At 71.3% G+C, this 23,466-nt stretch carries 20 protein-coding genes and 1 riboswitch; of the genes, 15 read left to right on the top strand and 5 right to left on the bottom strand.

The window, feature by feature from the left end; all coding sequences use genetic code 11:
* Nucleotides 1–99: 99 nt before the first annotated feature.
* The 5 genes from AC0682_RS04385 (at nt 100) to AC0682_RS04365 (ending at nt 7,038) form a co-directional block, all read left to right on the top strand.
* Nucleotides 100–897: a 3-hydroxybutyrate dehydrogenase gene (locus tag AC0682_RS04385; protein WP_478530868.1), complete on the top strand. Its 798-nt coding sequence runs from the start codon at nt 100–102 to the stop codon at nt 895–897.
* A gap of 129 nt (nt 898–1,026) precedes the next feature.
* Entirely contained in the window at nt 1,027–2,430 is a 1,404-nt protein-coding gene (locus tag AC0682_RS04380; RefSeq protein WP_478530867.1) for an MFS transporter, read from the top strand.
* 80 nt (nt 2,431–2,510) lie between these two features.
* A complete protein-coding gene (locus AC0682_RS04375) occupies nt 2,511–4,412 on the top strand; it encodes a helix-turn-helix domain-containing protein (protein ID WP_478530866.1) in 1,902 nt (633 codons plus the stop codon).
* A 400-nt stretch (nt 4,413–4,812) separates the two neighbouring features.
* On the top strand, nt 4,813–5,451 hold the full coding sequence (locus AC0682_RS04370) for an HD domain-containing protein (RefSeq protein ID WP_478530865.1): 639 nt from the start codon (nt 4,813–4,815) through the stop codon (nt 5,449–5,451).
* Nucleotides 5,452–5,544: 93 nt separating this feature from the next.
* The gene (locus AC0682_RS04365; protein WP_478530864.1) at nt 5,545–7,038 is read left to right on the top strand and encodes a vanadium-dependent haloperoxidase; all 1,494 of its coding nucleotides are present in this window, start codon (nt 5,545–5,547) and stop codon (nt 7,036–7,038) included.
* A gap of 186 nt (nt 7,039–7,224) precedes the next feature.
* On the opposite strand, the gene AC0682_RS04360 is transcribed toward AC0682_RS04365, so the two are convergent.
* From AC0682_RS04360 to gcvT, 4 genes are all read right to left on the bottom strand, one after another.
* Nucleotides 7,225–8,610 carry an L-serine ammonia-lyase gene (locus tag AC0682_RS04360; protein ID WP_478530863.1) on the bottom strand — a complete coding sequence of 462 codons (1,386 nt, stop codon included), beginning with the start codon at nt 8,608–8,610 and terminating at the stop codon, nt 7,225–7,227.
* Nucleotides 8,611–8,784: 174 nt separating this feature from the next.
* Complete coding sequence (gene glyA, locus AC0682_RS04355; protein ID WP_478530862.1) at nt 8,785–10,044, bottom strand: serine hydroxymethyltransferase; 1,260 nt, start codon at nt 10,042–10,044, stop codon at nt 8,785–8,787.
* Nucleotides 10,045–10,063: 19 nt separating this feature from the next.
* Nucleotides 10,064–10,441 (bottom strand): glycine cleavage system protein GcvH, encoded by a 378-nt coding sequence (gene gcvH, locus AC0682_RS04350; protein WP_018492303.1) that lies wholly within the window; start codon nt 10,439–10,441, stop codon nt 10,064–10,066.
* 132 nt (nt 10,442–10,573) lie between these two features.
* On the bottom strand, nt 10,574–11,689 hold the full coding sequence (gene gcvT / locus AC0682_RS04345; protein ID WP_478530861.1) for a glycine cleavage system aminomethyltransferase GcvT: 1,116 nt from the start codon (nt 11,687–11,689) through the stop codon (nt 10,574–10,576).
* Nucleotides 11,690–11,855: 166 nt separating this feature from the next.
* Nucleotides 11,856–11,953, bottom strand: a riboswitch (glycine riboswitch).
* A gap of 164 nt (nt 11,954–12,117) precedes the next feature.
* On the opposite strand from gcvT, the gene AC0682_RS04340 reads away from it, so the two are divergent.
* The 10 genes from AC0682_RS04340 to AC0682_RS04295 all read left to right on the top strand — a co-directional run bounded on the left by AC0682_RS04340 (nt 12,118) and on the right by AC0682_RS04295 (nt 22,566).
* Nucleotides 12,118–12,918, top strand: coding sequence for an AAA family ATPase (locus AC0682_RS04340; RefSeq protein ID WP_478530860.1), 801 nt, complete (start codon nt 12,118–12,120; stop codon nt 12,916–12,918).
* 58 nt (nt 12,919–12,976) lie between these two features.
* On the top strand, nt 12,977–13,744 hold the full coding sequence (locus AC0682_RS04335) for an enhanced serine sensitivity protein SseB (RefSeq protein WP_478530859.1): 768 nt from the start codon (nt 12,977–12,979) through the stop codon (nt 13,742–13,744).
* Between the two features lie 182 nt (nt 13,745–13,926).
* Nucleotides 13,927–14,718: an enhanced serine sensitivity protein SseB C-terminal domain-containing protein gene (locus AC0682_RS04330; protein WP_478530858.1), complete on the top strand. Its 792-nt coding sequence runs from the start codon at nt 13,927–13,929 to the stop codon at nt 14,716–14,718.
* Between the two features lie 265 nt (nt 14,719–14,983).
* Nucleotides 14,984–16,654 carry an ABC transporter substrate-binding protein gene (locus AC0682_RS04325; RefSeq protein ID WP_478530857.1) on the top strand — a complete coding sequence of 557 codons (1,671 nt, stop codon included), beginning with the start codon at nt 14,984–14,986 and terminating at the stop codon, nt 16,652–16,654.
* 85 nt (nt 16,655–16,739) lie between these two features.
* Nucleotides 16,740–17,744: an ABC transporter permease gene (locus tag AC0682_RS04320; RefSeq protein ID WP_478530856.1), complete on the top strand. Its 1,005-nt coding sequence runs from the start codon at nt 16,740–16,742 to the stop codon at nt 17,742–17,744.
* Nucleotide 17,745: 1 nt separating this feature from the next.
* Complete coding sequence (locus AC0682_RS04315; protein WP_478530855.1) at nt 17,746–18,708, top strand: ABC transporter permease; 963 nt, start codon at nt 17,746–17,748, stop codon at nt 18,706–18,708.
* A gap of 6 nt (nt 18,709–18,714) precedes the next feature.
* Nucleotides 18,715–19,707: an ABC transporter ATP-binding protein gene (locus AC0682_RS04310; RefSeq protein WP_478530854.1), complete on the top strand. Its 993-nt coding sequence runs from the start codon at nt 18,715–18,717 to the stop codon at nt 19,705–19,707.
* Nucleotides 19,704–20,918, top strand: a complete 1,215-nt coding sequence (locus AC0682_RS04305) for an ABC transporter ATP-binding protein (protein ID WP_478530853.1) — start codon at nt 19,704–19,706, stop codon at nt 20,916–20,918. Before AC0682_RS04310 ends, AC0682_RS04305 begins: the two co-directional genes overlap by 4 nt.
* An 18-nt stretch (nt 20,919–20,936) precedes the next feature.
* Nucleotides 20,937–21,596 carry a trimeric intracellular cation channel family protein gene (locus tag AC0682_RS04300; RefSeq protein ID WP_478530852.1) on the top strand — a complete coding sequence of 220 codons (660 nt, stop codon included), beginning with the start codon at nt 20,937–20,939 and terminating at the stop codon, nt 21,594–21,596.
* Between the two features lie 100 nt (nt 21,597–21,696).
* Complete coding sequence (locus tag AC0682_RS04295) at nt 21,697–22,566, top strand: thioesterase family protein (protein WP_478530851.1); 870 nt, start codon at nt 21,697–21,699, stop codon at nt 22,564–22,566.
* A gap of 170 nt (nt 22,567–22,736) precedes the next feature.
* On the opposite strand, the gene AC0682_RS04290 is transcribed toward AC0682_RS04295, so the two are convergent.
* Nucleotides 22,737–23,372: a TetR family transcriptional regulator gene (locus tag AC0682_RS04290; protein WP_478530850.1), complete on the bottom strand. Its 636-nt coding sequence runs from the start codon at nt 23,370–23,372 to the stop codon at nt 22,737–22,739.
* Nucleotides 23,373–23,466: the final 94 nt, after the last annotated feature.

Here is a 23,466-nt window from a genome sequence, read left to right as displayed (position 1 = left end):
GACCGGACAGGCAGTGGTGGTGGGCCCCACATCTGCCGCCGCCACTATGGCGATCAGCGCCATGGGATGTCCGGCCGGGTGTCTCTAGCGTTTCCGGCCATGACGAGCCGACTTCACGCAGCGCCCGGTCCCACGGCGCACGCCGCCCGCGCCGTGGACCTCAGCGGGCGCACCGCCCTGGTCACCGGTGGCGGCGGCGGCATCGGACGGGCCGCCGCCGAAGCGCTGGCCGGGGCCGGGGCCCTCGTGCACATCGCGGACCGGGACGCCGACGCCGCCGAGGCCGTCGCCGCCGCGACCGGCGGGGTGGCCCATGTCGTGGACCTCGCGGACGCCGGGGCGGTCGTGGCGCTGCCGACGGCGGTGGACATCCTGGTCAACAACGCGGGGCTCCAGCATGTGGCGCCCATCGAGGACTTTCCGCCGGACCGGTTCGAGCTGATCCAGAAGGTGATGGTGACCGCCCCGTTCCTCCTGATGCGGCAGTGCCTCCCGCACATGTACGCCGGGGGGTGGGGCCGGCTGGTCAACGTCTCCAGCATGCACGGCCTGCGGGCCAGCCCCTTCAAGTCCGCGTACGTCGCCGCCAAGCACGGTCTGGAGGGGCTGAGCAAGGTGGCCGCCCTGGAGGGCGCCCCGCACGGGGTGACCAGCAACTGCGTCGACCCCGGCTACGTACGCACCCCCCTGGTGGAGGGCCAGATCGCCGCCCAGGCCGCCGCGCACGGCATCGCACCGGAGGAGGTGGTGGCCGACGTCCTGCTGGACCGGCCCGCGATCAAGCGGCTGATCGAGCCCGAGGAGGTCGCCGCCGTCTGCCTCTGGCTCTGCGGCCCCCACACCTCGTACATCACCGGCGCCTCCCTCCCGGTCGACGGAGGCTGGGGCGCCCGCTGACCCGAAGCCGGGCGGACACCGAGCACGGCCGACACCCCCCGTACCTCCCCCCCCGTACTCCTCCCCGTACCTCCCCCCCCCGGCACCCCCGTCCCTGACCCACCTGCCAACGAAACGCGGTGACTCACCATGGGTTCCCCAGCCTCCGCCCAGCCCTCCGCCCCGCCCGGCACCAGCCGCATCGGCCGGATCGTCGCGGCCAGCCTCGTCGGCACCACCATCGAGTGGTACGACTTCTTCCTCTACGGCTCGGCCGCCGCGCTCGTCTTCAACACGCTGTTCTTCCCCAACAGCGACCCGCTCGTCGGCACGCTCCTGGCCTTCCTGACGTACGCGGTCGGCTTCGCCGCCCGGCCGCTCGGCGGAGTCGTCTTCGGCCACTACGGCGACAAGATCGGCCGCAAGAAGCTCCTGGTGATCAGCCTGCTGCTCATGGGCGGGGCCACCTTCGCCATGGGACTGCTGCCCACCCACGCCAGTATCGGCGTCTGGGCGCCGATACTGCTGACCGTCCTGCGCCTGGTCCAGGGCTTCGCGCTCGGCGGCGAGTGGGGCGGGGCCGTCCTGCTCGTCTCCGAGCACGGTGGCGACCGGCGGCGCGGCTTCTGGGCCTCCTGGCCGCAGGCCGGTGCCCCCGGCGGCAACCTGCTCGCCACCGGTGTCCTCGCGCTGCTCGCCGCGATCCAGTCCGACGAGGCGTTCCTCGCCTGGGGCTGGCGCATCCCGTTCCTGCTCTCCGGCGTCCTGGTGATGCTCGGCCTGTGGATCCGGATCTCCGTCGAGGAGTCCCCGGTCTTCCTGGAGGCGCAGAAGCGGACCCAGGAGGAGGCCGCGGCGGGCATCAAGGAGAAGCCCCCGGTCGTCGAGGTGTTCCGCAGGAGCTGGCGAGAGGTGCTGCTCGCCATCGGCACCCGGTTCGGGGAGAACATCTCGTACTACATCCTCACCGCGTTCCTCCTCGTCTACGTGACCGTGCACCTGGAGCTGTCCAGGAGCGACGCCCTCAACGCCGTACTGATCGGCTCGGCCGTCCACTTCGTCACCATCCCGCTCTGGGGCGCTCTCTCCGACCGGCTCGGCCGCCGGCCCGTCACCCAGATCGGCGCGATCGGCATGGCGCTCTGGGCGTTCGGCTTCTTCGCCCTGCTGGACACCAGGTCGTTCCCGGTGATCGTCCTCGCCGTCACCGTCGGGCTGCTGCTCCACGGGGCGATGTACGGGCCGCAGGCGGCGTTCATCTCCGAGATGTTCGACACGAAGGTCCGCTACTCCGGCGCCTCCATGGGCTCCCAGCTCGCCTCGATCATCGGCGGCGCGCTGGCCCCGATCATCGCGGTCGAACTGCTCAAGGACTACCGCTCCTCCGTCCCGATCTCCCTCTACCTCTGCTTCGCCTCCGTGGTCACGGTGGTGACGGTGTGGATCGCGAAGGAGACCCGGGGCCGCGACCTGGCCAAGGACGGCCTGGACGGCTCCGTCCCGGCCGCGCCGGCCGCTACGGCCCCCAAGGACTCGGTCCCGCTCGGCCGTTGAACCCGCCCCCTCCCCGTACCGCCCCGGTGGCACGGGGGAGGGGGCGTTCGATCCGCAGACTCCCGGGAGGCGGTCACCGTATGCTCACCGGCGTGACAGCCCCCGGACCCCGGCACGCCGCCGCCCTGCGCGGGCTGCTCGACCTGCTGGCCCAGGGCGCGGCGGCCGAGGAGTTCGAGCGCCCCGCCGCCACCGCCCGGGAGGCGGGCGCCCCCGCCGCCGAGCTGGCCGAGATCACCGAGGCCACCGCCGTGGCGCTGCGCATCCGGCGCACCCTCGGCCAGCACCGGGTCCGCGAGGCCCAGCTCACCGCCCTCTTCGACACCGCCAGCGACCTCGCCGCCCTCCGCGACCTGGACGCCGTGCTGCGGGCCATCGTCCACCGGGCCAAACTGCTGCTCGGCACCGACGTCACCTATCTCTCCCTCAACGACGACGCGGCGGGCGACACCTATATGCGGGTCACCGAAGGATCGGTGGCCGAGGCGTTCCAGCGGGTCCGGCTCGGCATGGGCGAAGGACTCGGCGGACTCGTCGCCCAGACCGCCCGCCCGTACGCCACCGGCGACTACGCGGCCGACACCCGCTTCCACCACACCCCCACCATCGACAGCGCGGTCCTGGACGAGGGGCTGCGCGCGATCCTCGGCGTACCGCTGCGCCTCGGCAGCCGCGTCATCGGTGTCCTGTACGCCGCCGACCGGGCGCCCCGCGAGTTCACCGCCGGGGAGGTGGCGCTGCTCTCCTCGCTGGCCGACCACGCGGCGATCGCGATCGACGGGGCCCGGCTGCTGGAGGAGACCCGGGCCGCGCTCGTCGACCTCAACGCCGCCTCCGAGACCATCCGCACCCACAGCGAGGCCATGCGCCGGGCCGAGGAGGCCCACGACCAGCTCACCGATCTCGTCCTGCGCGGCGGCGGGGCCGACGACGTGGCCGCCGCCCTCGCGGACCTCCTGGACGGCGGCATCCTCATCCACGACGCGGACGGCGCCGAACTCGCCCGCGCCCGCACCGGCCCCCAGCCCCCGCCCGCCCCGGCCGTCGCCGCCTCCCGGTCCCGGGGCCGGGCCGTCCCCCTCGACGGCACCTGGGTCTGCGCGGTCCTCGCCGGGCCGGAACTCCTCGGCTCCCTCGCGCTCACCGGCCGGGCGGACCTCGCGGACGCCGACCGGCTGCTCTTCGAGCGGGCCGGCGTGGTCACCGCGCTCCTGATGCTGCTGCGCCGCTCGGTGGCCGAGGCGGAGGACCGGGTCCGGGGAGAGCTCCTGGGCGACCTGCTCTCCCGCACCGGCGACCCGGGCACCCTCACCGCCCGGGCCCGCCGCCTCGGCGTCGACCTGGGCCGCCGGCAGAGTGTGTTCGTGGCGCACGGCGAGGTGGCCCCGCGCCACCGCCTGCTGGCCGCCGCCGCCCGCAGCGCCCAGAGCCGCGACGGCCTGGCCGGTCTCCACCACGACCACGTGGTCCTGGTGGCCCCCTCCGACACCCCGGGCCCCGACGCCCAGGCGCTCGCGGTCGAGCTGGGCCGCGCGGCCGGCTGTCCGGTCACCGTCGGCGCGGCGGGCCCCGCCACCGGCCCGGCCGAACTCCCCGGCGCCCACGACGAGGCGGCCCGCTGCCTCTCCGCCCTGCGCGCGCTGGGCCACACGGGGGGCGGCGGGGCGACGGCTGACCTGGGCTTCATCGGCGTACTCCTGGGTGACCAGGCCGACCTGGGCGGGTACATACGCAGGACGCTCGGCCCCGTCCTGGACTACGACGCGGCGCGCTCCACGGACCTGGTCACCACCCTGGACACGTACTTCGCCCAGGGCGCGAGCCTCACCCGCACCAAGGCGCTGCTCCACGTCCATGTGAACACGGTGGTGCAGCGGCTGGAGCGCGTCGGCCGGCTCCTCGGGCCGGACTGGAACGAGCCGCCGCGCACGCTGGAGATCCAACTGGCGTTGAGACTGCACCGCCTGACGCAGGGCCGGTGACGGACTCCCCGCGTGAAGAGCCGGTGTGATTCCGGACGATCCGCGTCCTCTTCGCCCTGAGCGTCCGGCGGATGGGGCGAAGGGCGGTGCCTTTCCGTCATTTCTTCCCGAAGGAACACCGGACCAGCGATATCCGGCCATCCCGCGATCAAGGGTTGCCCTCGTCCAAGGCTAACCCTTAAAGTCTATATTGATGGTTAGTGGGCATCTCTGCCGTCATGACCGAAAGCAGCGACCAGTCGAAGGAACCACCGGCGATCAGCGCCGATCCCTGCTTTGTTCGCGCGGCTGATCGGTGGCCTGCCGAGCCGCCCCCGCCGCATGACGCGCCGCTCCGTCCATCGGGCAGAGCTGCCCCGTTCCCCCTCTTGTACGAATCAACTGCGTTGAGGTGATCTGCATGTCCACCCGTGTCGCCGACATCGAGGTTCCGGACAGTCAGCTGGCCAAGGAGGCCACCGAGCTGATCCGGGAGGCAACATCCGACCTGATCTACCACCACTCGCGGCGCGTCTACCTCTGGGGCGCCATGCAGGGCCGCAAGCGCGGCCTGACCTTCGATCCCGAACTGCTCTACGTCGGAGCGATGTTCCACGACCTGGGCCTGACCGAGCCCTACCGGGACAACGGCACCCGGTTCGAGATCGACGGTGCCGACGAGGCGCGCAAGTTCCTCGTCTCCCACGGGATCGACGACGAGAAGGCACGGATCGTGTGGGAGGCGATCGCGCTCCACACCACGCCGGAGATCCCCACCCGCATGGCCCCGGAGATCGCTCTGGTGACCGCCGGAGTCGAGCTCGACGTGCTCGGCATCGGCTACGCGGACGTACCGGACGAGACCCGGGACGCGGTCGTGGCAGCGCACCCCCGGCCGGACTTCAAGCGGCGGATCCTGCAGGCGTTCAACGAGGGGATCACCCGGCGGCCGTCCACCACCTTCGGCAACGTGAAGGCCGATGTGCTGGAGCGCTTCACCGACGGCTACGTACGGCCGAACTTCGTCGAGGTCATCGAGAACTCCGCCTGGCCCGAGTAGCCCCCGCCCGCGGAGTGTCCGGGGCGGAGCCGCCCGAGGACACTCCGCGCCCGCCCCGCCTTCCCCACCCACCACCGCCTGAGGTACGCAACGATGAATCAGCACCGAAGAGTCACCACCCGCAACCTGCGCTGGGGTGTGTCCACGGCCCTCGCGCTCGGCCTCGCCGCCACCATGACCGTCCCGGCGCACGCCGGTGCGGCATCGCACTCCGCCGGGCGCGCCGGCGGCGACAACGCGGTCCTGCAGTGGAACCAGCAGATATCCGCCGCGATGAACGCCGCCAACGAGGGGTCCATTCACCCCACACCCCCGCCGGTGGGCGCGAGAACCCTGGCCGTCGTGCACAACGCAATGTACGACGCCTGGGCCGCCTACGACGGCAAGGCCGTGGGGACTCAGTTAGGCGGCGCGCTGAGGAGGCCCGCGAAGGAGCGCACCGAGGCGAACAAGCGCAAGGCCGTCAGCTTCGCCGCCCACCGTGCCCTCTCCGACCTGCTCCCCCTGCAGAAGGCGACCTTCGACGCCAAGCTGCGCGAGCTGGGGTACAACCCCGCCGAGGCCGGGACCGCCAAGAAGGGGACACCGGTCCACGTCGCGGTGCGTGCGACGGATGCCGTGCTCAAGGACCGCAGTGACGACGGCTCCAACCAGCGAGGCGACTACGTTGCCCCGGAAGGCTTCTACAAGCCGGTCAACGCGCCCCAGGACGTCAACCGCTTCGACAAGGACGCCCTGGTCGAGCCGGACCGCTGGGCGCCCCTGACGGTCAACGGCACCACCCACAACTTCCTCACCCCCCAATTCGCCGTGGTCAAGCCCTTCCTGATCGACAACCCCGGCAGGTACCTTCCGCCCGCGCCTCCGAAGTACGGCAGCGAGCAGGTCCGGGCCGCCATCAAGGAGCAGATGGCGATCAACGCGAACCTGACGGAGCGGCAGAAGGCCCTCGCCGAGCACTGGCAGTACAAGGGCTCGTCGTCCTCCTCCATCCCCCAGGAATGGGCCGCGTTCGTCTCCAAGCGAGACCGCCACTCCCTCGACGACGACGTCAAGCTGTTCTTCGCCCTGAACATGGCGGAGGGCGACGAGGGGGTCGTGGACTGGCTGACCAAGGTCCACTTCGACTACGGACGCCCCATCACCATGATCCGCTATGCCACGGCGGGGCAGCAGATCCGCGGCTACGCGGGGCCGAACCAGGGGACCCGGACCATCGACGGCGCCACGTGGCAGCCCTACCTGAGGACACCGGCCTTCGCCGCCTACGGGTCCGGACACACCGGCTTCACCGCCGCCGGGGCCGAAATCCTCAAGCAGTACACCGGATCCGACGCGTTCGGCGGGACTGGGAAGATCAAGGCTGGAAGCTCCACGATCGAGACCAACATGCCTTCGAAGGACATCCACCTGAAGTGGAACACCTTCAGCGACGCAGCCGAGCAGGTCGGCCACTCGCGCCTGTACGGGGGCGTGCACTGGACGTTCGACCACACGGAGGCCGACGCCCAGGGCCGCAGGCTCGCCCGCGACGTCTGGGCCGAGAGCCGACGGTACTTCAACGGTACGCACAAGGGCGCCAAGTAGGCCGCCTCCACGGCACCGATGGCTGCTCGGTGCTCCCCTGCCGCTTCCCTGAGCGGCAGGGGCCTCACCGAGACCTGATACCCGCCCGGGCCATCGCCGGTCGTGGCCTGCGGAACGTCCCCCACCGTGCAGCCACGACCGGCGATCCGGGAGCCCGACGCCCCACCGTCCGCGGGGCGCCAGCCCTCAGCACTCGATGATGTTCACAGCCAACCCGCCCCGCGCCGTCTCCTTGTACTTGACGGACATGTCGGCGCCCGTCTCCTTCATGGTCTTGATGACCTTGTCCAGCGAGACCTTGTGGCTGCCGTCGCCGCGCAGCGCCATCTTCGCCGCCGTCACGGCCTTCACCGCCGCCATGCCGTTGCGCTCGATGCACGGAATCTGGACGAGGCCGCCGACCGGGTCGCAGGTCAGGCCCAGGTTGTGCTCCATGCCGATCTCGGCGGCGTTCTCCACCTGCTCGGGGGAGCCGCCCAGGACCTCGGCGAGGGCGCCGGCCGCCATCGAGCAGGCCGAGCCGACCTCGCCCTGGCAGCCGACCTCGGCGCCGGAGATGGAGGCGTTCTCCTTGAAGAGCAGGCCGATCGCGCCGGCGGCCAGGAGGAAGCGGACGACGCTGTCCTCCTTCTCCGCCTCGGTGCAGCCGTGGGACGCGAAGTTCATGTAGTAGTGCAGGACGGCCGGGATGATGCCCGCCGCCCCGTTGGTGGGGGCGGTGACCACACGGCCGCCCGCCGCGTTCTCCTCGTTGACCGCCATCGCGTAGAGCGTGATCCACTCCATCGCGTGGGCCTGCGGGTCGCCCTCGGCGCGCAGCTGGCGGGCAGAGTTGGCGGCGCGGCGGCGGACCTTGAGGCCGCCGGGGAGGATGCCCTCGCGGGACATGCCGCGCGAGACGCAGGCCTGCATGACGCGCCAGATGTCCAGCAGCCCGGAGCGGATCTCCGCCTCGGTACGCCAGGCCAGCTCGTTCTCCAGCATCATCGAGGAGATGGAGAGGCCGGTCTCGCGGGCCAGGCGCAGCAGCTCGTCGCCGGTGCGGAAGGGGTGGCGAAGGGCCGTGTCGTCCGGGACGATCGGGTTCTCGCCCGCCACCGCGTCCTCGTCCACCACGAAGCCGCCGCCGACCGAGTAGTAGGTCTTCTCCAGGACCGGGGCGCCCTCGGTGTCGTACGCGAAGATCGTCATGCCGTTGGCGTGGTACGGGAGCGCCTTGCGGCGGTGCAGGACCAGGTCCTCGTCGAAGGCGAAGGCGATCTCGTGCATGCCGAGCAGGTTGATCCGGCCGGTGGAGCGGATCTCCTCCACCCGGGTGTCGGCCGACTCCACGTCGACCGTCTGCGGCGACTCGCCCTCCAGGCCGAGCAGCACCGCCTTCGGGGTGCCGTGGCCGTGGCCGGTCGCGCCGAGTGAGCCGTACAGCTCGGCGCGTATCGAGGTGGTGTGCGCGAGCAGACCTTCGTTCTTCAGACGGCGCGCGAACATCCGGGCGGCCCGCATCGGGCCCACCGTGTGGGAGCTGGACGGGCCGATGCCGACCGAGAAGAGGTCGAAGACCGAGATGGCCACGGGAGGACTCCTTGGGGGGTTGGAAGACGCCGTTGTCTGCCGGGGCGGTGCGGGGACAAGCGGGGTGAAGAGGGGACGATACGGATCGCCGGGGGCAAGGAACGGGGCACCGCGCTCACTTTCGTCCAGTGTGCGCGGTGCCCCGTCTCGATGCGCGGAACCGCAGGCCGAGTGCTACTTCAGGCCGGGGTACAGCGGGAACTTCTCGGCCAGCGCGGTGACGCGGGCCTTGAGGTCGTCCGCGTCGTACGACGGCTTGAGGGCGGAGGCGATGATCTCCGCGACCTCCGCGAAGTCCTCGGTGCCGAAGCCGCGGGTGGCCAGCGCCGGGGTGCCGATCCGCAGGCCCGAGGTGACCATCGGGGGGCGCGGGTCGTTCGGGATGGCGTTCCGGTTGACCGTGATGCCCAGCTCGTGGAGCCGGTCCTCGGCCTGCTGGCCGTCCAGCTCGGAGTTGCGCAGGTCGACCAGGACCAGGTGCACGTCGGTGCCGCCGGAGAGGACGGAGACGCCCACCTCGGTGACGTCCGGCTGGACCAGGCGCTCGGCCAGGATGCGGGCGCCGTCCAGGGTGCGCTGCTGGCGCTCCTTGAACTCCTCGCCCGCCGCGATCTTGAACGAGACCGCCTTGGCCGCGATCACGTGCTCCAGCGGGCCGCCCTGCTGGCCCGGGAAGACCGCGGAGTTGATCTTCTTGGCCAGCTCCTGGGTGGAGAGGATCACGCCACCGCGCGGACCGCCGAGGGTCTTGTGCGTGGTGGTGGTGACGACGTGGGCGTGCGGCACCGGGTTGGGGTGCAGTCCGGCCGCGACCAGGCCCGCGAAGTGCGCCATGTCGACCATGAGGTACGCGCCGACCTCGTCCGCGATCCGGCGGAAGGCGGCGAAGTCCAGCTGGCGCGGGTAGGCGGACCAGCCGGCCACGATCAGCTTCGGCTGGGACTCCTTGGCGAGGCGCTCGACCTCCTCCATGTCCACCAGGCCGCTCTCGTCGACGTGGTACGGGACCACGTTGTAGAGCTTGCCGGAGAAGTTGATCTTCATGCCGTGGGTCAGGTGACCGCCGTGGGCCAGGTTCAGGCCCATGATCGTGTCGCCCGGCTTCAGCAGCGCGAACATCGCGGCGGCGTTCGCCTGCGCACCGGAGTGCGGCTGGACGTTGGCGGCCTCGGCGCCGAACAGGGCCTTGATCCGGTCGATCGCGATCTGCTCGACCACGTCGACGTGCTCACAGCCGCCGTAGTAGCGGCGGCCCGGGTAGCCCTCGGCGTACTTGTTGGTGAGGACGGAGCCCTGCGCCTCCATGACCGCGACCGGAGCGAAGTTCTCCGAGGCGATCATCTCGAGGGTGGACTGCTGACGGTGGAGCTCGGCGTCGACGGCGGCGGCGACGTCCGGGTCCAGCTCGTGGAGGGAGGAGTTCAGAAGCGACATCAGGGGGTCCCTTAAGGTCTCAGTTGCCGGAGAACGCGGTGTACTCGTCGGCGGAGAGCAGGTCGGCCGGCTCCTCCGTGACGCGCACCTTGAACAGCCAGCCGCCCTCGAAGGGAGCGGAGTTCACCAGCGAGGGGTCGTCCACGACGTCCTGGTTGAACGCCGTCACCTCACCGGTCACCGGCGAGTACAGGTCGCTGACGGACTTGGTCGACTCCAGCTCACCGCAGGTCTCGCCCGCGGTCACCGTGTCACCGACCTCCGGGAGCTGGGCGTAGACGACGTCACCGAGCGCGTTCGCCGCGTACTCCGTGATGCCGATCGTGGCCACGCCGTCCTCGACGGCCGACAGCCACTCGTGCTCCTTGCTGTACCGCAGCTGCTGGGGGTTGCTCATGACCTGAATTCTCCTGTACGCGGGGGAGTGCTGATGAACGGTGGTCTTACGGTGTGAGACGGAGGTACGTCACTTCCGTGACGCCTGCGTGCCGGTGCGGAGGGACCGGAATGCACCGTTCCCTCCGGGATATCACTTCTGGCGCTTGTAGAACGGCAGCGCGACGACCTCGTACGGCTCGTGCGTGCCCCGGATGTCCACGCCCACGCCCTCGGTGCCCGGGGCGGCGAAGGCCGCGTCCACGTACGCCATGGCGATCGGCTTGCCCAGGGTGGGGGAGGGGGCGCCGGAGGTGACCTCGCCGATCACCTTGCCGTCCGCCACGACCGAGAAGCCCGCGCGCGGGACCCGGCGACCCTCGGCGACCAGGCCGACCAGCTTGCGCGGCGGGGCGGTCTCGGCGCGCTCGGCGGCGGCCCTCAGCGCCTCGCGCCCCACGAAGTCGCCCTCCTTCTCGAACTTCACGACCCGGCCCAGACCCGCGTCGAACGGGGTGAGCGCCGTCGTCAGCTCGTGCCCGTACAGCGGCATGCCCGCCTCCAGGCGCAGCGTGTCCCGGCAGGAGAGGCCGCAGGGGATGAGGCCGTGCGGCGCGCCGGCCTCGGTCAGCGCCTGCCACAGGGCCTCGGCGTGCTCGGGCGCGACGAACAGCTCGAAGCCGTCCTCGCCCGTGTAGCCGGTACGGGCGATGAGCGCCGGGACCCCGGCGACCGTGCCCGGCAGGCCCGCGTAGTACTTCAGCCCGTCCAGGTCGGCGTCGGTGACGGCCTTCATGATGGCGGGGGACTCGGGGCCCTGGACCGCGAGCAGCGCGTACGCGTCCCGGTCGTCGCGCACCTCGGCGTCGAAGCCGCCGACGCGCTCGGTCAGCGCGTCCAGCACGATCTGGGCGTTGCCCGCGTTGGCGACGACCATGTACTCGGTCTCGCCCAGCCGGTAGACGATCAGGTCGTCGACGATCCCGCCGTCCTCCTGGACGATCATCGTGTAGCGGGCCCGGCCGTTGCCGACGGTGGCGATGTTGCCCACCAGCGCGTAGCTCAGGAAGGCCGCCGCCTCGGGGCCGGTGACGGTGATCTCGCCCATGTGCGAGAGGTCGAAGAGGCCCGCCCGGGTCCGTACGGCGTTGTGCTCGTCGCGCTCGCTCGCGTACCGCAGGGGCATGTCCCAGCCCGCGAAGTCGGTCATGGTGGCGCCGAGCGAGCGGTGCAGCGTGTCGAGGGCGGTGAGACGGGGGGCAGTGCTCATGGGCATGGCTCCAGGGCATGACGACGTCGGGACGGAGATCCTCCCCATCTGTCATCGGAACCTGAGAGGTTCGCCGATAGCCCCACAGGGGGTGTGCCCCCGGTCGCGGGGGTGTCGGCTTGCACCTTGGGTGGAGCCGCCGGGGCGGCCCGCTTTTCAGATCTGCCTCATCCACGCGGTACGGGGCCTGAGAGATTCAAGGGAGGATCTTGCTCCTTCGGCGCCCGGCTCACACTGTGGCCGGAACTCTCCCGCGCGGATTCGAACGGCCGGTATGCAGTTGGCGCGGTCATCATCGCACGCATTGCGCCGGAGTGGGGAGGCCGATCCGCAACGGGTCGGTGAACGGCGAGAACGGTTGTGGAGCCTTGCCGTTTCTTTACACTTCAGGAGCAGGCGTGGGCGGCCCGACAGCAGGGGGATGGGCGATGGCGTTGCAGCGGTCGGTACCGGCCGGGGTCGCGCACGGCGCGATGCCCGCACAGCCAGGCGCACCAGCCCCGGAGGTGTGCCTACCGCCCGGCGTGCCGGCGCCGGGGGTGCGCGTACCGCCCGGCGCACCCGCACCGCAGGCGTGCGCTCAGCCCGGTGCGGGCGCGGGTGAGCTGATCACCGCGCCTGTGCCCGCGCCGGTGGTACAGGATCTGCGCGGGCGCACCGGCCACGCCCCGTACAGCCTCGACTTCGCCACCGGGGACATCGTCGTCGTCTCCGGGCTCCCCGGCGGCGGCAAGTCCACCCTGATCCGGCAGGCCGTGACCGGCCGTGCGATCGACTCCCAGGACGCCCGCGACCGCTGGGCCGCCGCCCTGCCCCCCTTACTCCCCTACGCCCTCTACCGCCCCCTGGTCCGCGCCGCCCACTACCTCGGGCTGCGGGCCGCCCTGCGCTCCGGCGAGTCCCTCGTCGTCCACGACTGCGGTACGCAGGCCTGGGTCCGGAGCTGGCTCGCCCGGCACGCCGCCCGCCGGGGCCGCCTCCTCCGTCTGATCCTCCTCGACGTGGACCCCGCCACCGCCCGCCAGGGCCAGCGGCAGCGCGGCCGGGGCGTCTCCGGCTACGCCTTCGCCCGCCACCGGCGCGCGGTGGCCCGGCTGATCCGCGCCGCCGAACAGGGCGCGCTCCCCGTCGGCTGCGGTTCGGCGGTCCTGCTGGACCGGGCGGCCGCGAGCGCGCTGAGCCGGATCTCCTTCACCGACCGCGAGGCCCCGGCCGCCTGCGCCGGTTAAGGTTCTGGCCGGGCGACGACAGCGCCGAGCGACGACAGCGGAGAGAGGCACAGAGGAAGTGGACATTCCGGCACCGGCCCCGGCGCATCCCCCGCACCCATGGCCCGCCAACGAGCTGGAAGAGGTGCTGGCCGCCTCCCTCGGCGTCCCCGACGCGGGTGCCCGCCTCGTGGAGGTGCTCGGCCGCAGCTCGGTCTGGGTGCCGCTGCCCGACGGGGGCTCGCCCGCCAGCGCCGACCTGGACCTGCCGATGATGGACATCGAGGGCGCCGCCTACGTCCCGGTCTTCAGCTCCGAGGGCCAGTTCCTCAGCTGCGTCGGCAGCCATATGTCCTTCGCCGTGGCGCCCGCCCGCGACTTCGCCCGGGGGCTGCCCCCGCAGGTCGGCATCGCGGTGAACCCGGGCGGCGCGGTCGGCATACCGATCCCCCCGCCCGCCGTCGCCGACCTCTGCCGGGCCGGGCGCACCGCCCTGGACGGCCCCGCCACCGGGGGCCGCGTACGGCTGTTCGAGCCGGACTGGCAGCACGACCCGGTCGACTTCCTCACCGCCGTCTCCGCCGAGTTCGAGGCCACCGGCGTGGTCTCCACCGCCCGCCGGGCGCTCGCCAGCATCGAGGGCGGCGACCCCGTCCTCTTCGTCGGCGTCGAGTGCGCGGCCTGGGACGGTACGGGCAGCGCCCCGATGGACGCCCTGGGGCGGGCGCTCGGCCGCATCGAGGTTCCCTGGCCGGTGAACCTGGTGCTGCTGGATGTGACCGACGACCTGGTGGGCGACTGGATGCGCGAGAAGGTACGTCCCTTCTACCGCCGCGAAGGCCCCTGAACGGACCGGCGCCGCAAGCCGCCGACAGGCGCGTGCGGAGAAGCGGCCCGGCGGGCACCGGCCGACCATGGCGTCAAGCCGGTGTCATAAGTGGCGCATAAGCTGGTTTGATGGCGGGGCCGCTCCCGTGTGCCCGGGAGCGTCGGCGCGAGTCGGACACAACGATGAGGGGCGGGACCAGGGTGAGTGCGTCAGGCACCGCGGCGGCCGGCAAGGTCGAGCACATGCTGCGCCAGGTCGGTCCCGGGCGTTACGACGCCTACGAGGAGTTGCTCGCGGCCCTCGCCGACGGCCGGGTCTGGGTGCTGCTCTGGCACGGCACGGCCGGCTCCCCGGACGCGCAGTACGGCTCCATGGAGGTCGACGGCCTGGGGTACGCCCCCTGCGTCACCTCCGCCCAGGAGCTGTCCGCCAGCGGCTGGACCCGCGCCCACGAGGTGCTCTCCGGCCGGGACATCGCCCGCACGCTCTTCCCCGACCGCTGGGGCCTCTGGCTCAATCCGCACGCTCCCGGCGGCGGCGTCGGCATCCCCTGGCTCGACCTGCGCCGGATCTCCACCGGCCTGGACCGGCTCCCCGCCGGACCGCTCCGGCTGACCGAACCCGCTGTGGAGCTGCCGCAGTTCTACGCCCAGCTCACCCAGAACGCCCACCGCACCCCCGCCGTCCGCTCGCTGCGCCGCGCCTGGGTGCACCCCGCGGTGGGTGTCCCGTATCTCGCGATCGGGCTCGACCTGTACGACTCCGGGCGGGCCTCCGTCGACGCGGTGCGCACGATGATGCGGCAGTCCATCGGCGCGGTCCCCGACGGGTTGCCCGTCTCCACCGTCGCCATGTCGGACGAGTACGACCCGGTCGCGATGTGGCTGCGTGCCAACGCCCGGCCGTTCTACGACCGTGAGCCGCACGCCCCGGCGGGCCCGCCGCCGGCCCCCGCCCCCGGGTACGGCTACCCGCCCCAGCGCCACCGCTGACCGTCCCCGCCACCCCGGGGGACGCCGCCGCTGACCTGCGCGGCCTCCCGCTCCGGCCGGTCCGCCCGGCATCCCCGCACCGCCGAACACCCCCAGATGTCCGGCCTGTTAACTCCCCACGGAGGGATGTCCCGGAACTGGACGGTTTGTTAACTGTCCGGGTCTCGACTAGGTCTCACCGCTATCCGGACTGTTCTCTTGCGGTGTACCCCGTCTGTAGTGTGCGGCCATCAACCTCACCACATGGCGAACCAGGGGTGGACCCATGCGCATATTCAAGTCCCGGGCTGTCCGGGCGATCACGACAGCGGTCGCTGTCGGTCTGATCGCCACGGGCTGTTCGAGCGAGCGGGACGAGGGCGGCTCCAAGGGGGGCGACAAGGACACCTTCGTCTTCGCCGGCTCCGGTGACCCCGGCTCCCTCGACCCGGCCCTCGCGAGCGACGGCGAGACGTTCCGCGTCACCCGTCAGGCGTTCGAAGCGCTGCTGGAGCACGAGCCCGGTGGCAGCAAGCTGGTCGGCGGCCTCGCCGAGAAGTGGGAGAGCGACGCGGCCGGCAAGGTCTGGACGTTCAACCTGCGCCAGGGCGTGAAGTTCCACGACGGTGAGGCGCTCAACGCCGCCGCGGTCTGCGCGAACTACGACCACTGGTTCAACTGGAAGGGTACGTACCAGTCCAGCGCGGTCTCGTACTACTGGCAGAAGATCATGGGCGGGTTCGCGACGAACGAGGACGCCGAGGCGCCCAAGGCGAACTACAAGTCCTGCACCGCCAAGGACGAGAACACGGCCGTCATCGAGGTCAACGAGACCACGGCGAACCTGCCCGGCGGCTTCTCCCTCCAGGCGCTCGCGATCCACTCGCCCAAGGCGATCCAGGAGTACGCGAAGCAGGACGCGACCGCCAAGGGTGACGCGATCACGTACCCCAAGTACAGCCAGGAGGCCGGCACGGTCGCCGGTACCGGCCCGTACAGGATCACCAAGTGGAACAAGGGGAACAAGGAAGTCTCCCTGGAGCGCTTCGACGGCTACTGGGGCGACAAGGCCAAGGTGAAGAACCTGGTCTTCCGCACCATCTCCACCGAGGAGACCCGCCGCCAGGCCCTCCAGGCCGGTGACATCGACGGGTACGACCTGGTCTCGCCCGCCGATGTGACCACGCTGGAGAAGCAGGGCTTCGAGGTCCCGACCCGTGACGTCTTCAACATCTTCTACGTCGGCATGACCCAGTCGGCCAACCCGGCGCTGGAGAAGCTGGAGGTCCGGCAGGCCATCTCGCACGCCATCGACCGCGAGAACCTCGTCAAGACCCAGCTGCCCGAGGGCGGCAAGGCGGCGACCCAGTTCATGCCCGACACGGTCGCCGGGTACTCGGACAAGGTGAAGACGTACCCGTTCGACACCGCCAAGTCGAAGGACCTCCTCAAGCAGGCCGGTGAGGAGAAGCTGACCGTCGACTTCTGCTACCCGACCGAGGTTACCCGCCCCTACATGCCCGCCCCGCAGGACCTCTTCGAGCTGATGAAGGCCGACCTGGAGAAGGCCGGCATCACCGTCAAGCCGAAGGCCATGAAGTGGGCCCCGGACTACCTGGACGCCGTGCAGTCCGGCTCCTGCTCCCTGCACCTGCTGGGTTGGACCGGTGACTTCAACGACGGCTTCAACTTCATCGGCACCTGGTTCTCCAAGCACGACGCCCAGTGGGGCTTCAAGGACAAGAAGCTCTTCGAGGTCGTGAACGCGGCCTCCCAGATCGCCGACACCGCCGGTCGCACCGATGCCTACAAGAAGGCCAACGAGGCGATCATGGAGTACGTCCCGGGCGTGCCGATCTCGTCGTCCCCGCCGGCGATCGCGTTCGCCAAGAACGTCAACCCGCCGAAGGTCTCCCCGCTGACACAGGAGAACTTCGCCGAGGTCTCCTTCAAGTAATCGCACACCAGCGGGTCCGCCCGGCCACAGTTACCAGGTGGCCGGGCGGACCCGCATCGACGCACGTGAGAAAGGGGCATGCGGGGTGCTGCGACTCGTCGTCAGAAGACTTCTCCAGCTCATTCCCACCCTGCTCGGCCTGTCGGTCCTGCTGTTCCTCTGGCTGAACCGACTGCCCGGCGGACCCGCATCGGCGATCCTGGGCGAGCGGGCCACCGAAGCCGAAGTGGCGAGGATCAACCGTGCACTCGGGCTCGACGAGCCGGTGCACGTCCAGTACTGGCGCTTCCTGAAGCGCATCTTCGAGCTCGACCTCGGAACCTCCACCCAGACCGGGCAGCCGGTGTGGGACGAATTCGCCCTCCGCTTCCCGGCCACCGTGGAGCTGAGCGTGGCCGCGATCCTGATCGCCGTCGCCGTGGGCATCCCGATGGGGTATCTGGCGGCGAAGCGGCGCGGCGGCTGGCTGGACGTCGCGTCCGTCTCCGGGTCGCTGCTCGGCATCTGCATCCCGGTCTTCTTCCTCGCCATGCTGCTGCGCGGGATCTTCTCCGTCCAACTGGGCTGGTTCCCGAGCCAGGGGCGGCTCACCACCGGCCTCAACGCCACCGACGTCACCGGATTCGCCGTCCTGGACGGGCTGTTGACCGGCGAGTTCGACGCGAGCTGGGACGCGATCATGCATCTGGTCCTGCCCGCCCTCGCGCTCGCCTCGATTCCGCTCGCCGTCATCGTCCGGATGACCCGCGCCAGCGTCCTGGAGGTGCTCGGCGAGGACTACATCCGCACGGCCGAGTCCAAGGGCCTGGACAAGCACGTCGTCCGCGGCCGCCATGTGCTGCGCAACGCGCTGCTGCCGGTGATCACCGCGGTCGGCCTGCTGACCGGCAGCCTGCTCTCCGGTGCGGTGCTCACCGAGTCCGTCTTCGACTTCGGCGGCATCGGCTCCTTCATCCGTACCGCGATCGACGGCCGCGACTACCCGGTCCTCGTCGGGTTCATTCTCTTCATCGCGATGGTGTACGTGCTGATCAACCTGCTGGTCGACCTCGCGTACAGCATCATCGACCCGAGAGTGCGGGTGCACTGACGTGACGATTCTGACCAACAAAGCAGACAAGATCGACCGTCTCGCCGAGCTGACCCAGAGCTCCGAGTCCGTCTCGGGCAGCAGCCTGTGGCGCGAGGCGTTCCGCCGGATGCGGTCCAGCAAGATGGCCATCATCGGCGCGGCCATCATCGCCGCGTTCGTGGTCGTGGCCGTCGTCGGGCCGATGCTGGCCCCGCACGGCCCCACCGCCCAGAACTGGCGCGCCGAAGTCTTCCCCAACCAGGGCAAGTTCGTGGGCATGCGCGGCGAGAACTGGTTCGGCCTGGACCACCTGGGCCGCGACATGTTCTCCCGCTGGCTCGTCGGGGCCCGGCAGACGCTCCTGGTCGGTGTGGTCTCCATGCTCATCGGCCTGATCGTCGGTGCCACGGTCGGCATCCTCTCCGGCGCGGCCGCCACCCTCGGCGGCAGGATCGGCAAGCGCGTCGACACCGTGATCATGCGCATCACCGACATCATGCTGTCGCTGCCGTCCCTGCTGCTGGCCGTCTCCATCGCCGCCGTGCTCGGACAGTCGCTGACCACCGTGATGATCGCCGTCGGTGTCGTCCAGATCCCCATCTTCGCCCGCCTGCTGCGCGGTTCGATGCTGGTGCAGGGCGGCGCGGACTACGTGCTCGCCGCGAAGGCGGTCGGCATCCGGCGCAAGCGGATCGTGCTGACCCAGATCCTGCCGAACTCGCTCAGCCCGGTGATCGTCCAGGCGACGCTGAGCCTGGCCACCGCGATCATCGAGGCGGCGGCCCTCTCCTACCTGGGGCTCGGCAACCCCGACCCGGCCGTTCCCGAATGGGGCGTGATGCTCTCCCAGGCACAGCGCTTCTTCGACAACGAGCCGATGATGGCCGCCTATCCGGCCATCGGCATCATCATCACGGCACTCGGCTTCACCCTGCTCGGCGAGGCCATGCGCGAAGCCCTCGACCCGAAGCTGCGAGGCTGAAGTCCCATGCCACTGCTCTCAGTTGAAGAACTCAGCGTCACCTTCACCGCGCGCGGCCGCAAGGACGCCACGGCCGTGGACGGCGTCTCCTTCGACGTCGACCAGGGCCAGGTCGTGGGCCTGGTGGGCGAGTCGGGGTGCGGCAAGTCCGTCACCTCGCTGGCCCTGATGGGGCTGCTGCCGCGCAAGGGCGTACGGATCGGGGGGCGGGCCGCGTTCGACGGACAGGACCTGCTGACCCTCGGCGAGCGGAAGCTCCGCGACATGCGCGGCAGCCAGCTCGCGATGATCTTCCAGGACCCGCTCTCCTCGCTGAACCCGGTCGTCCCCATCGGCATCCAGGTCACCGAGATCCTCCGGCGCCACCGCGGCCTCAGGGGCGAGAAGGCCCGCAGGGAAGCGGTGTCCCTGCTCGACCGGGTCGGCATCCCCGACCCGGACCGGCGGCTCAAGGAGTACCCGCACCAGCTCTCCGGCGGCATGCGCCAGCGCGCGCTGATCGCCATGGCGGTGGCCTGCGCGCCCCGCCTGCTGATCGCGGACGAGCCGACCACGGCGCTGGACGTCACCATCCAGGCGCAGATCCTGGAGCTGCTCAAGGAACTGGTCGACCAGGAGGGCACCGCCCTGCTGATGATCACCCACGACCTGGGCGTGGTGGCCGGCCTCTGCGACGAGGTCAACGTCCTCTACGCGGGCCGGGCCGTGGAGTCGGCGGGCCGCCGCGAGCTGTTCGCCCACCCCACCCACCCGTACGCGCACGGGCTGCTCGGCTCCATCCCGCGGCTCGACGCGCCCCGTGGTGAGCCGCTCAACCCGATCCGCGGCTCCATCAACGACAAAATCGCCTGGGCCGACGGCTGCGCCTTCGCACCCCGTTGCGACCACTACACGATGGAGTGCCTGACCGGCACCCCCGAACTGACCGAACCACGCGCGGCCGGACACCGGGTCCGCTGCGTCAACCCGGTCCTGCCCACCGCGGAGGTCCCGGCATGAGTCTGCTCGAACTGGACGGCGTCAAAGTCCACTTCCCGGTGAAGAAGGGCCTCTTCTTCGACCGTACGGTGGGCCACGTCTACGCCGTCGACGGTGTCTCGCTCAGCGTGGAGGCGGGCCAGACCTACGGCCTGGTCGGTGAGTCGGGGTGCGGCAAGACGACGCTCGGCCGTGCGGTGCTGCGGTTGAACGACATCACCGAGGGCGCCGTCGTCTTCGACGGCACCGACCTCGCGAAGCTGCCCGCCGAGGAGATGCGGAACTTCCGCCGCCGCCTCCAGATGGTCTTCCAGGACCCGCTGGGCAGCCTCAACCCCCGGCAGAACATCGAGTCGATCCTCTCCGAGGGCATGGCCGCCCACAACATCGGCAAGGACCAGGCCGAGCGCCGGGAGAAGATCAAGGAGATCCTCGCCAGGGTCGGTCTTCCGGCCAACGCGCTCTCCCGCTACCCGCACGAGTTCTCCGGCGGCCAGCGCCAGCGCATCGGCATCGCCCGCGCACTGGTCCTGGAACCGGACGTCATCATCTGCGACGAGCCCGTCTCCGCGCTCGACGTCTCGGTCCAGGCGCAGGTGATCAACCTGCTGGAGGAGCTCCAGGAGTCGCTGGGCCTCACCTATCTGGTGATCGCCCACGACCTCGCCGTCGTCCGGCACATCTCGGACGTCATCGGGGTGATGTACCTGGGCGGGCTGGTCGAGGAGGCGCCGAGCGACGCGCTGTACGCGGGGCCCCGGCACCCGTACACCAAGGCGCTGATGTCGGCCGTCCCGGTGCCCGACCCGGAGGTGGAGGACCGCCGCGAGCGCATCCTGCTCCACGGCGACCTGCCCTCCCCGGCCAACCCGCCGGCCGGCTGCCGCTTCCACACCCGCTGCCCGTGGGTGCAGGAGACCAAGTGCGCCACCGAGCGCCCGCCGCTGCTCGACACCGGAGACGGCCACCGGGTCGCCTGCCACTTCACGGCCGAGATCGAGGCCGGGACGGTCAAGCAGACCCTGGCCACCGGGATCGAGGCGGTCGTCGCCACGGAGGCGGTCGCGGCCGAGGCGGTGGAGGTCTCGGAGGGTGACGCTCCGGAGGGGCCCGCCCAGGTGCCGGGCCAGGCCGACGCGCCCGTCGCCGTACCGGCCAAGGAGGCCGCACCGGCCAAGGAGGCCGCACCGGCGAAGGGCGCCGTAGCCGGGAAGGACGGAGCCGCCGAGTAGGACCGGCACAATTGTCCGGTGCTCACCGAACTGTTCACGCCCTCCGTCCAGCATGCGCTCGACCTCGCCGGGATCTTCGTCTTCGCGATCTCGGGCGCCCTGCTCGCCGTACGCAAGAACTTCGATGTCTTCGGCATCGCCGTTCTCGCCGAGGTGACAGCGCTGGGCGGAGGGCTGTTCCGTGACGTGATGATCGGCGCCGTCCCGCCCGCCGCCTTCACCGACCTCGGCTACTTCATCACCCCGCTCTTCGCCGCCGGTCTGGTCTTCTTCCTCCACCCGCACGTGGAGCGCATCCAGGCCGGGGTCAACGTCTTCGACGCGGCGGGCCTCGGCCTGTTCTGTGTGGCCGGCACGGTCAAGGCGTACGAGTACGGCCTCGGGCTCACCGCGTCGGCGGCGCTGGGCCTGGCCACGGCGGTCGGCGGCGGCGTGCTGCGCGATGTCCTGGCCAACGAGGTGCCCTCGCTGCTGCGCTGGGACCGCGACCTGTACGCGGTGCCCGCGATCGTCGGCGCGACCATGGTCGTCCTGTGCATCCGCTTCGACGCGCTCAACGCCCTGACCAGCGGCCTGGCGGTGATCGCCGCCTTCACGCTGCGACTGCTGGCCCTGCGCTTCCACTGGCGGGCGCCGCGCGCGTACAACCGGTCCTCGGCGCGGGCGGAGGAGGCGTAGGAGGCGCGGGCCGGTGAGCGGGTGCCGTGAAGAGGTGCGGTGGGAACGGGTCCCGCAAAAAGCTACCGCTTAGTAATGTGTTCCGTGTACGGTGCATGCCATGGCACAGGCAGCGACAGAGGCGGCGCAGACCGCCCCGGCAACCATCGGCGACAGCGAGTTCGACCGGGACACCGCGGTCACCCTGCGCGAGGAAGGCGTCTACGACGCGACCCTCTCCGCGGGCTGGACCATCATCCAGGCCGTCAACGGCGGCTATCTGCTGGCCCTCATCGGCCGCGCGCTGGGTGAGGCCCTGCCGCACCCCGACCCGTTCTCGGTCTCGGCCCACTACCTCACCGCCTCGGTCCCCGGCCCCGCCGTGATCCGGACCCAGGCCGTCCGTACCGGCCGGACCCTCTCCACCGGCCAGGCCTCCCTCTTCCAGTACGCCGAGGACGGCAGTGAGGTCGAGCGCATCCGGGTCCTGGCCACCTACGGCGACCTGGACGCGCTCCCCGACGACGTCCGCACCACGGCCCTGCCGCCCGTCATGCCCGCCCGCGAGCACTGCCTCGGCCCGGCCGACGGCGACGCCCCCATCCCCGGCAGCTCCGCCATCACCGGGCGCCTGGACATCCGGCTGGACCCGGCCACGGTCGGCTGGGCGGTCGGCGCCCCGTCCGGCAAGGGCGAGATGCGCGGCTGGTTCGGCCTCGCGGACGGCCGCGACCCCGACCCGCTCTCCCTGCTGCTCACCGTGGACGCGCTGCCGCCGACCTCGTTCGAGCTGGGCCTGACCGGCTGGACGCCGACCGTCGAGCTGACCACGCACATCCGCTGCCGCCCCGCCCCGGGCCCGCTGCGCGTCGCCATCACCACCCGCAACCTCGCGGGCGGGTTCCTGGAGGAGGACGCCGAGGTCTGGGACAGCGCCGACCGCCTCGTGGCCCAGTCCCGCCAGCTGGCGAAGGCTCCGCGCACGAAGTAGACCGTACGGACGTACGGGAGCGGCCTCCACACCCGTCCGGGGCCTCCCGGGCGGGCCGCTGCCGCCGGGCGCCGGGCGCCCATGCGTGCCGCTGCCGGGTGCCGGGCGGGTTGCGCTGTCGGTCCCGGGCGTCCGCCCGCCGCGGGCGGTTCCGGGCGGGTGCGCCGCTCTCAGTCCGGCGCGGGCGCCTCGTCGAGCCAGTGGGCGCGGCCGATCGACACCAGCCGCAGCCGCCGCCTGGTCCGCCGGACCACCTCCCGCTCGCGCTCCGGGCCGGCCTCCAGCAGGGCCGAGGCGGTCATGACCATGTGGTCCACGTAGAACCCGCCCAGCATCAGCAGATCCTCCTCGCTCCACCCCGCCGCCCCCGGCTCCTCGCCGAGCGCCGCCGCCACCTCCTCCGCGAACCGGAACAACTGCGCCGCGATGGCCTCGCGGACCGGGCCCACCCCGCCGTGCTGCTCCCGGGCGATGAAGCGGAAGTGGGCGGGCTGCGCCGCGACATGGCGCGCTATCGCCTCCACGCTGCGCTCCACCCGCTCCTCGCTGTCGCCCGTCTCCATGAGCACCGCGGCGATCAGCCCGTGCAGGCTGCCCAGCGTCTCCTCCACCAGGGCCACCCCGAGAGCGGCGGTGCCCTCGAAGTGCCGGTAGAAGGCGGTGGGGGTGACCCCGGCGGCCCGGGTGACCTCCCGGAGCCCCAGGCTGCTCAGGCTCTGGTGCTCCAGCAGCCCGAGCGCGGCGTCCAGCAGGGCCTGGCGGGTCCTCAGCTTCCGGGTCTGGCGAATTCCGGCGGTGTGACTCATGCCATTCAGTAAACAACCGTTCTCCGAGTCGAGGAAGGGGTCACAGGTTTAGGCTGGCAAGTCAGTGAACACTCGTACTCCGAACGGCATTCGT

The sequence above is a fragment of the Streptomyces sp. NPDC043746 genome (assembly GCF_056436485.1).
Note: the sequence above shows the minus strand (reverse complement) of the source record. Positions and strands in the feature narration are given on the sequence as shown.

Coding starts and splice junctions, on each gene's coding strand:
- AC0682_RS04310 (WP_478530854.1), top strand. CDS start 18,715: ATGCCACTGCTCTCAGTTGAAGAACTCAGCGTCACCTTCACCGCGCGC.
- AC0682_RS04365 (WP_478530864.1), top strand. CDS start 5,545: ATGAATCAGCACCGAAGAGTCACCACCCGCAACCTGCGCTGGGGTGTG.
- AC0682_RS04370 (WP_478530865.1), top strand. CDS start 4,813: ATGTCCACCCGTGTCGCCGACATCGAGGTTCCGGACAGTCAGCTGGCC.
- gcvT (WP_478530861.1), bottom strand. CDS start 11,689: ATGAGCACTGCCCCCCGTCTCACCGCCCTCGACACGCTGCACCGCTCG.
- AC0682_RS04295 (WP_478530851.1), top strand. CDS start 21,697: ATGGCACAGGCAGCGACAGAGGCGGCGCAGACCGCCCCGGCAACCATC.
- AC0682_RS04325 (WP_478530857.1), top strand. CDS start 14,984: ATGCGCATATTCAAGTCCCGGGCTGTCCGGGCGATCACGACAGCGGTC.
- AC0682_RS04385 (WP_478530868.1), top strand. CDS start 100: ATGACGAGCCGACTTCACGCAGCGCCCGGTCCCACGGCGCACGCCGCC.
- glyA (WP_478530862.1), bottom strand. CDS start 10,044: ATGTCGCTTCTGAACTCCTCCCTCCACGAGCTGGACCCGGACGTCGCC.
- gcvH (WP_018492303.1), bottom strand. CDS start 10,441: ATGAGCAACCCCCAGCAGCTGCGGTACAGCAAGGAGCACGAGTGGCTG.
- AC0682_RS04375 (WP_478530866.1), top strand. CDS start 2,511: ATGCTCACCGGCGTGACAGCCCCCGGACCCCGGCACGCCGCCGCCCTG.
- AC0682_RS04305 (WP_478530853.1), top strand. CDS start 19,704: ATGAGTCTGCTCGAACTGGACGGCGTCAAAGTCCACTTCCCGGTGAAG.
- AC0682_RS04290 (WP_478530850.1), bottom strand. CDS start 23,372: ATGAGTCACACCGCCGGAATTCGCCAGACCCGGAAGCTGAGGACCCGC.
- AC0682_RS04340 (WP_478530860.1), top strand. CDS start 12,118: ATGGCGTTGCAGCGGTCGGTACCGGCCGGGGTCGCGCACGGCGCGATG.
- AC0682_RS04380 (WP_478530867.1), top strand. CDS start 1,027: ATGGGTTCCCCAGCCTCCGCCCAGCCCTCCGCCCCGCCCGGCACCAGC.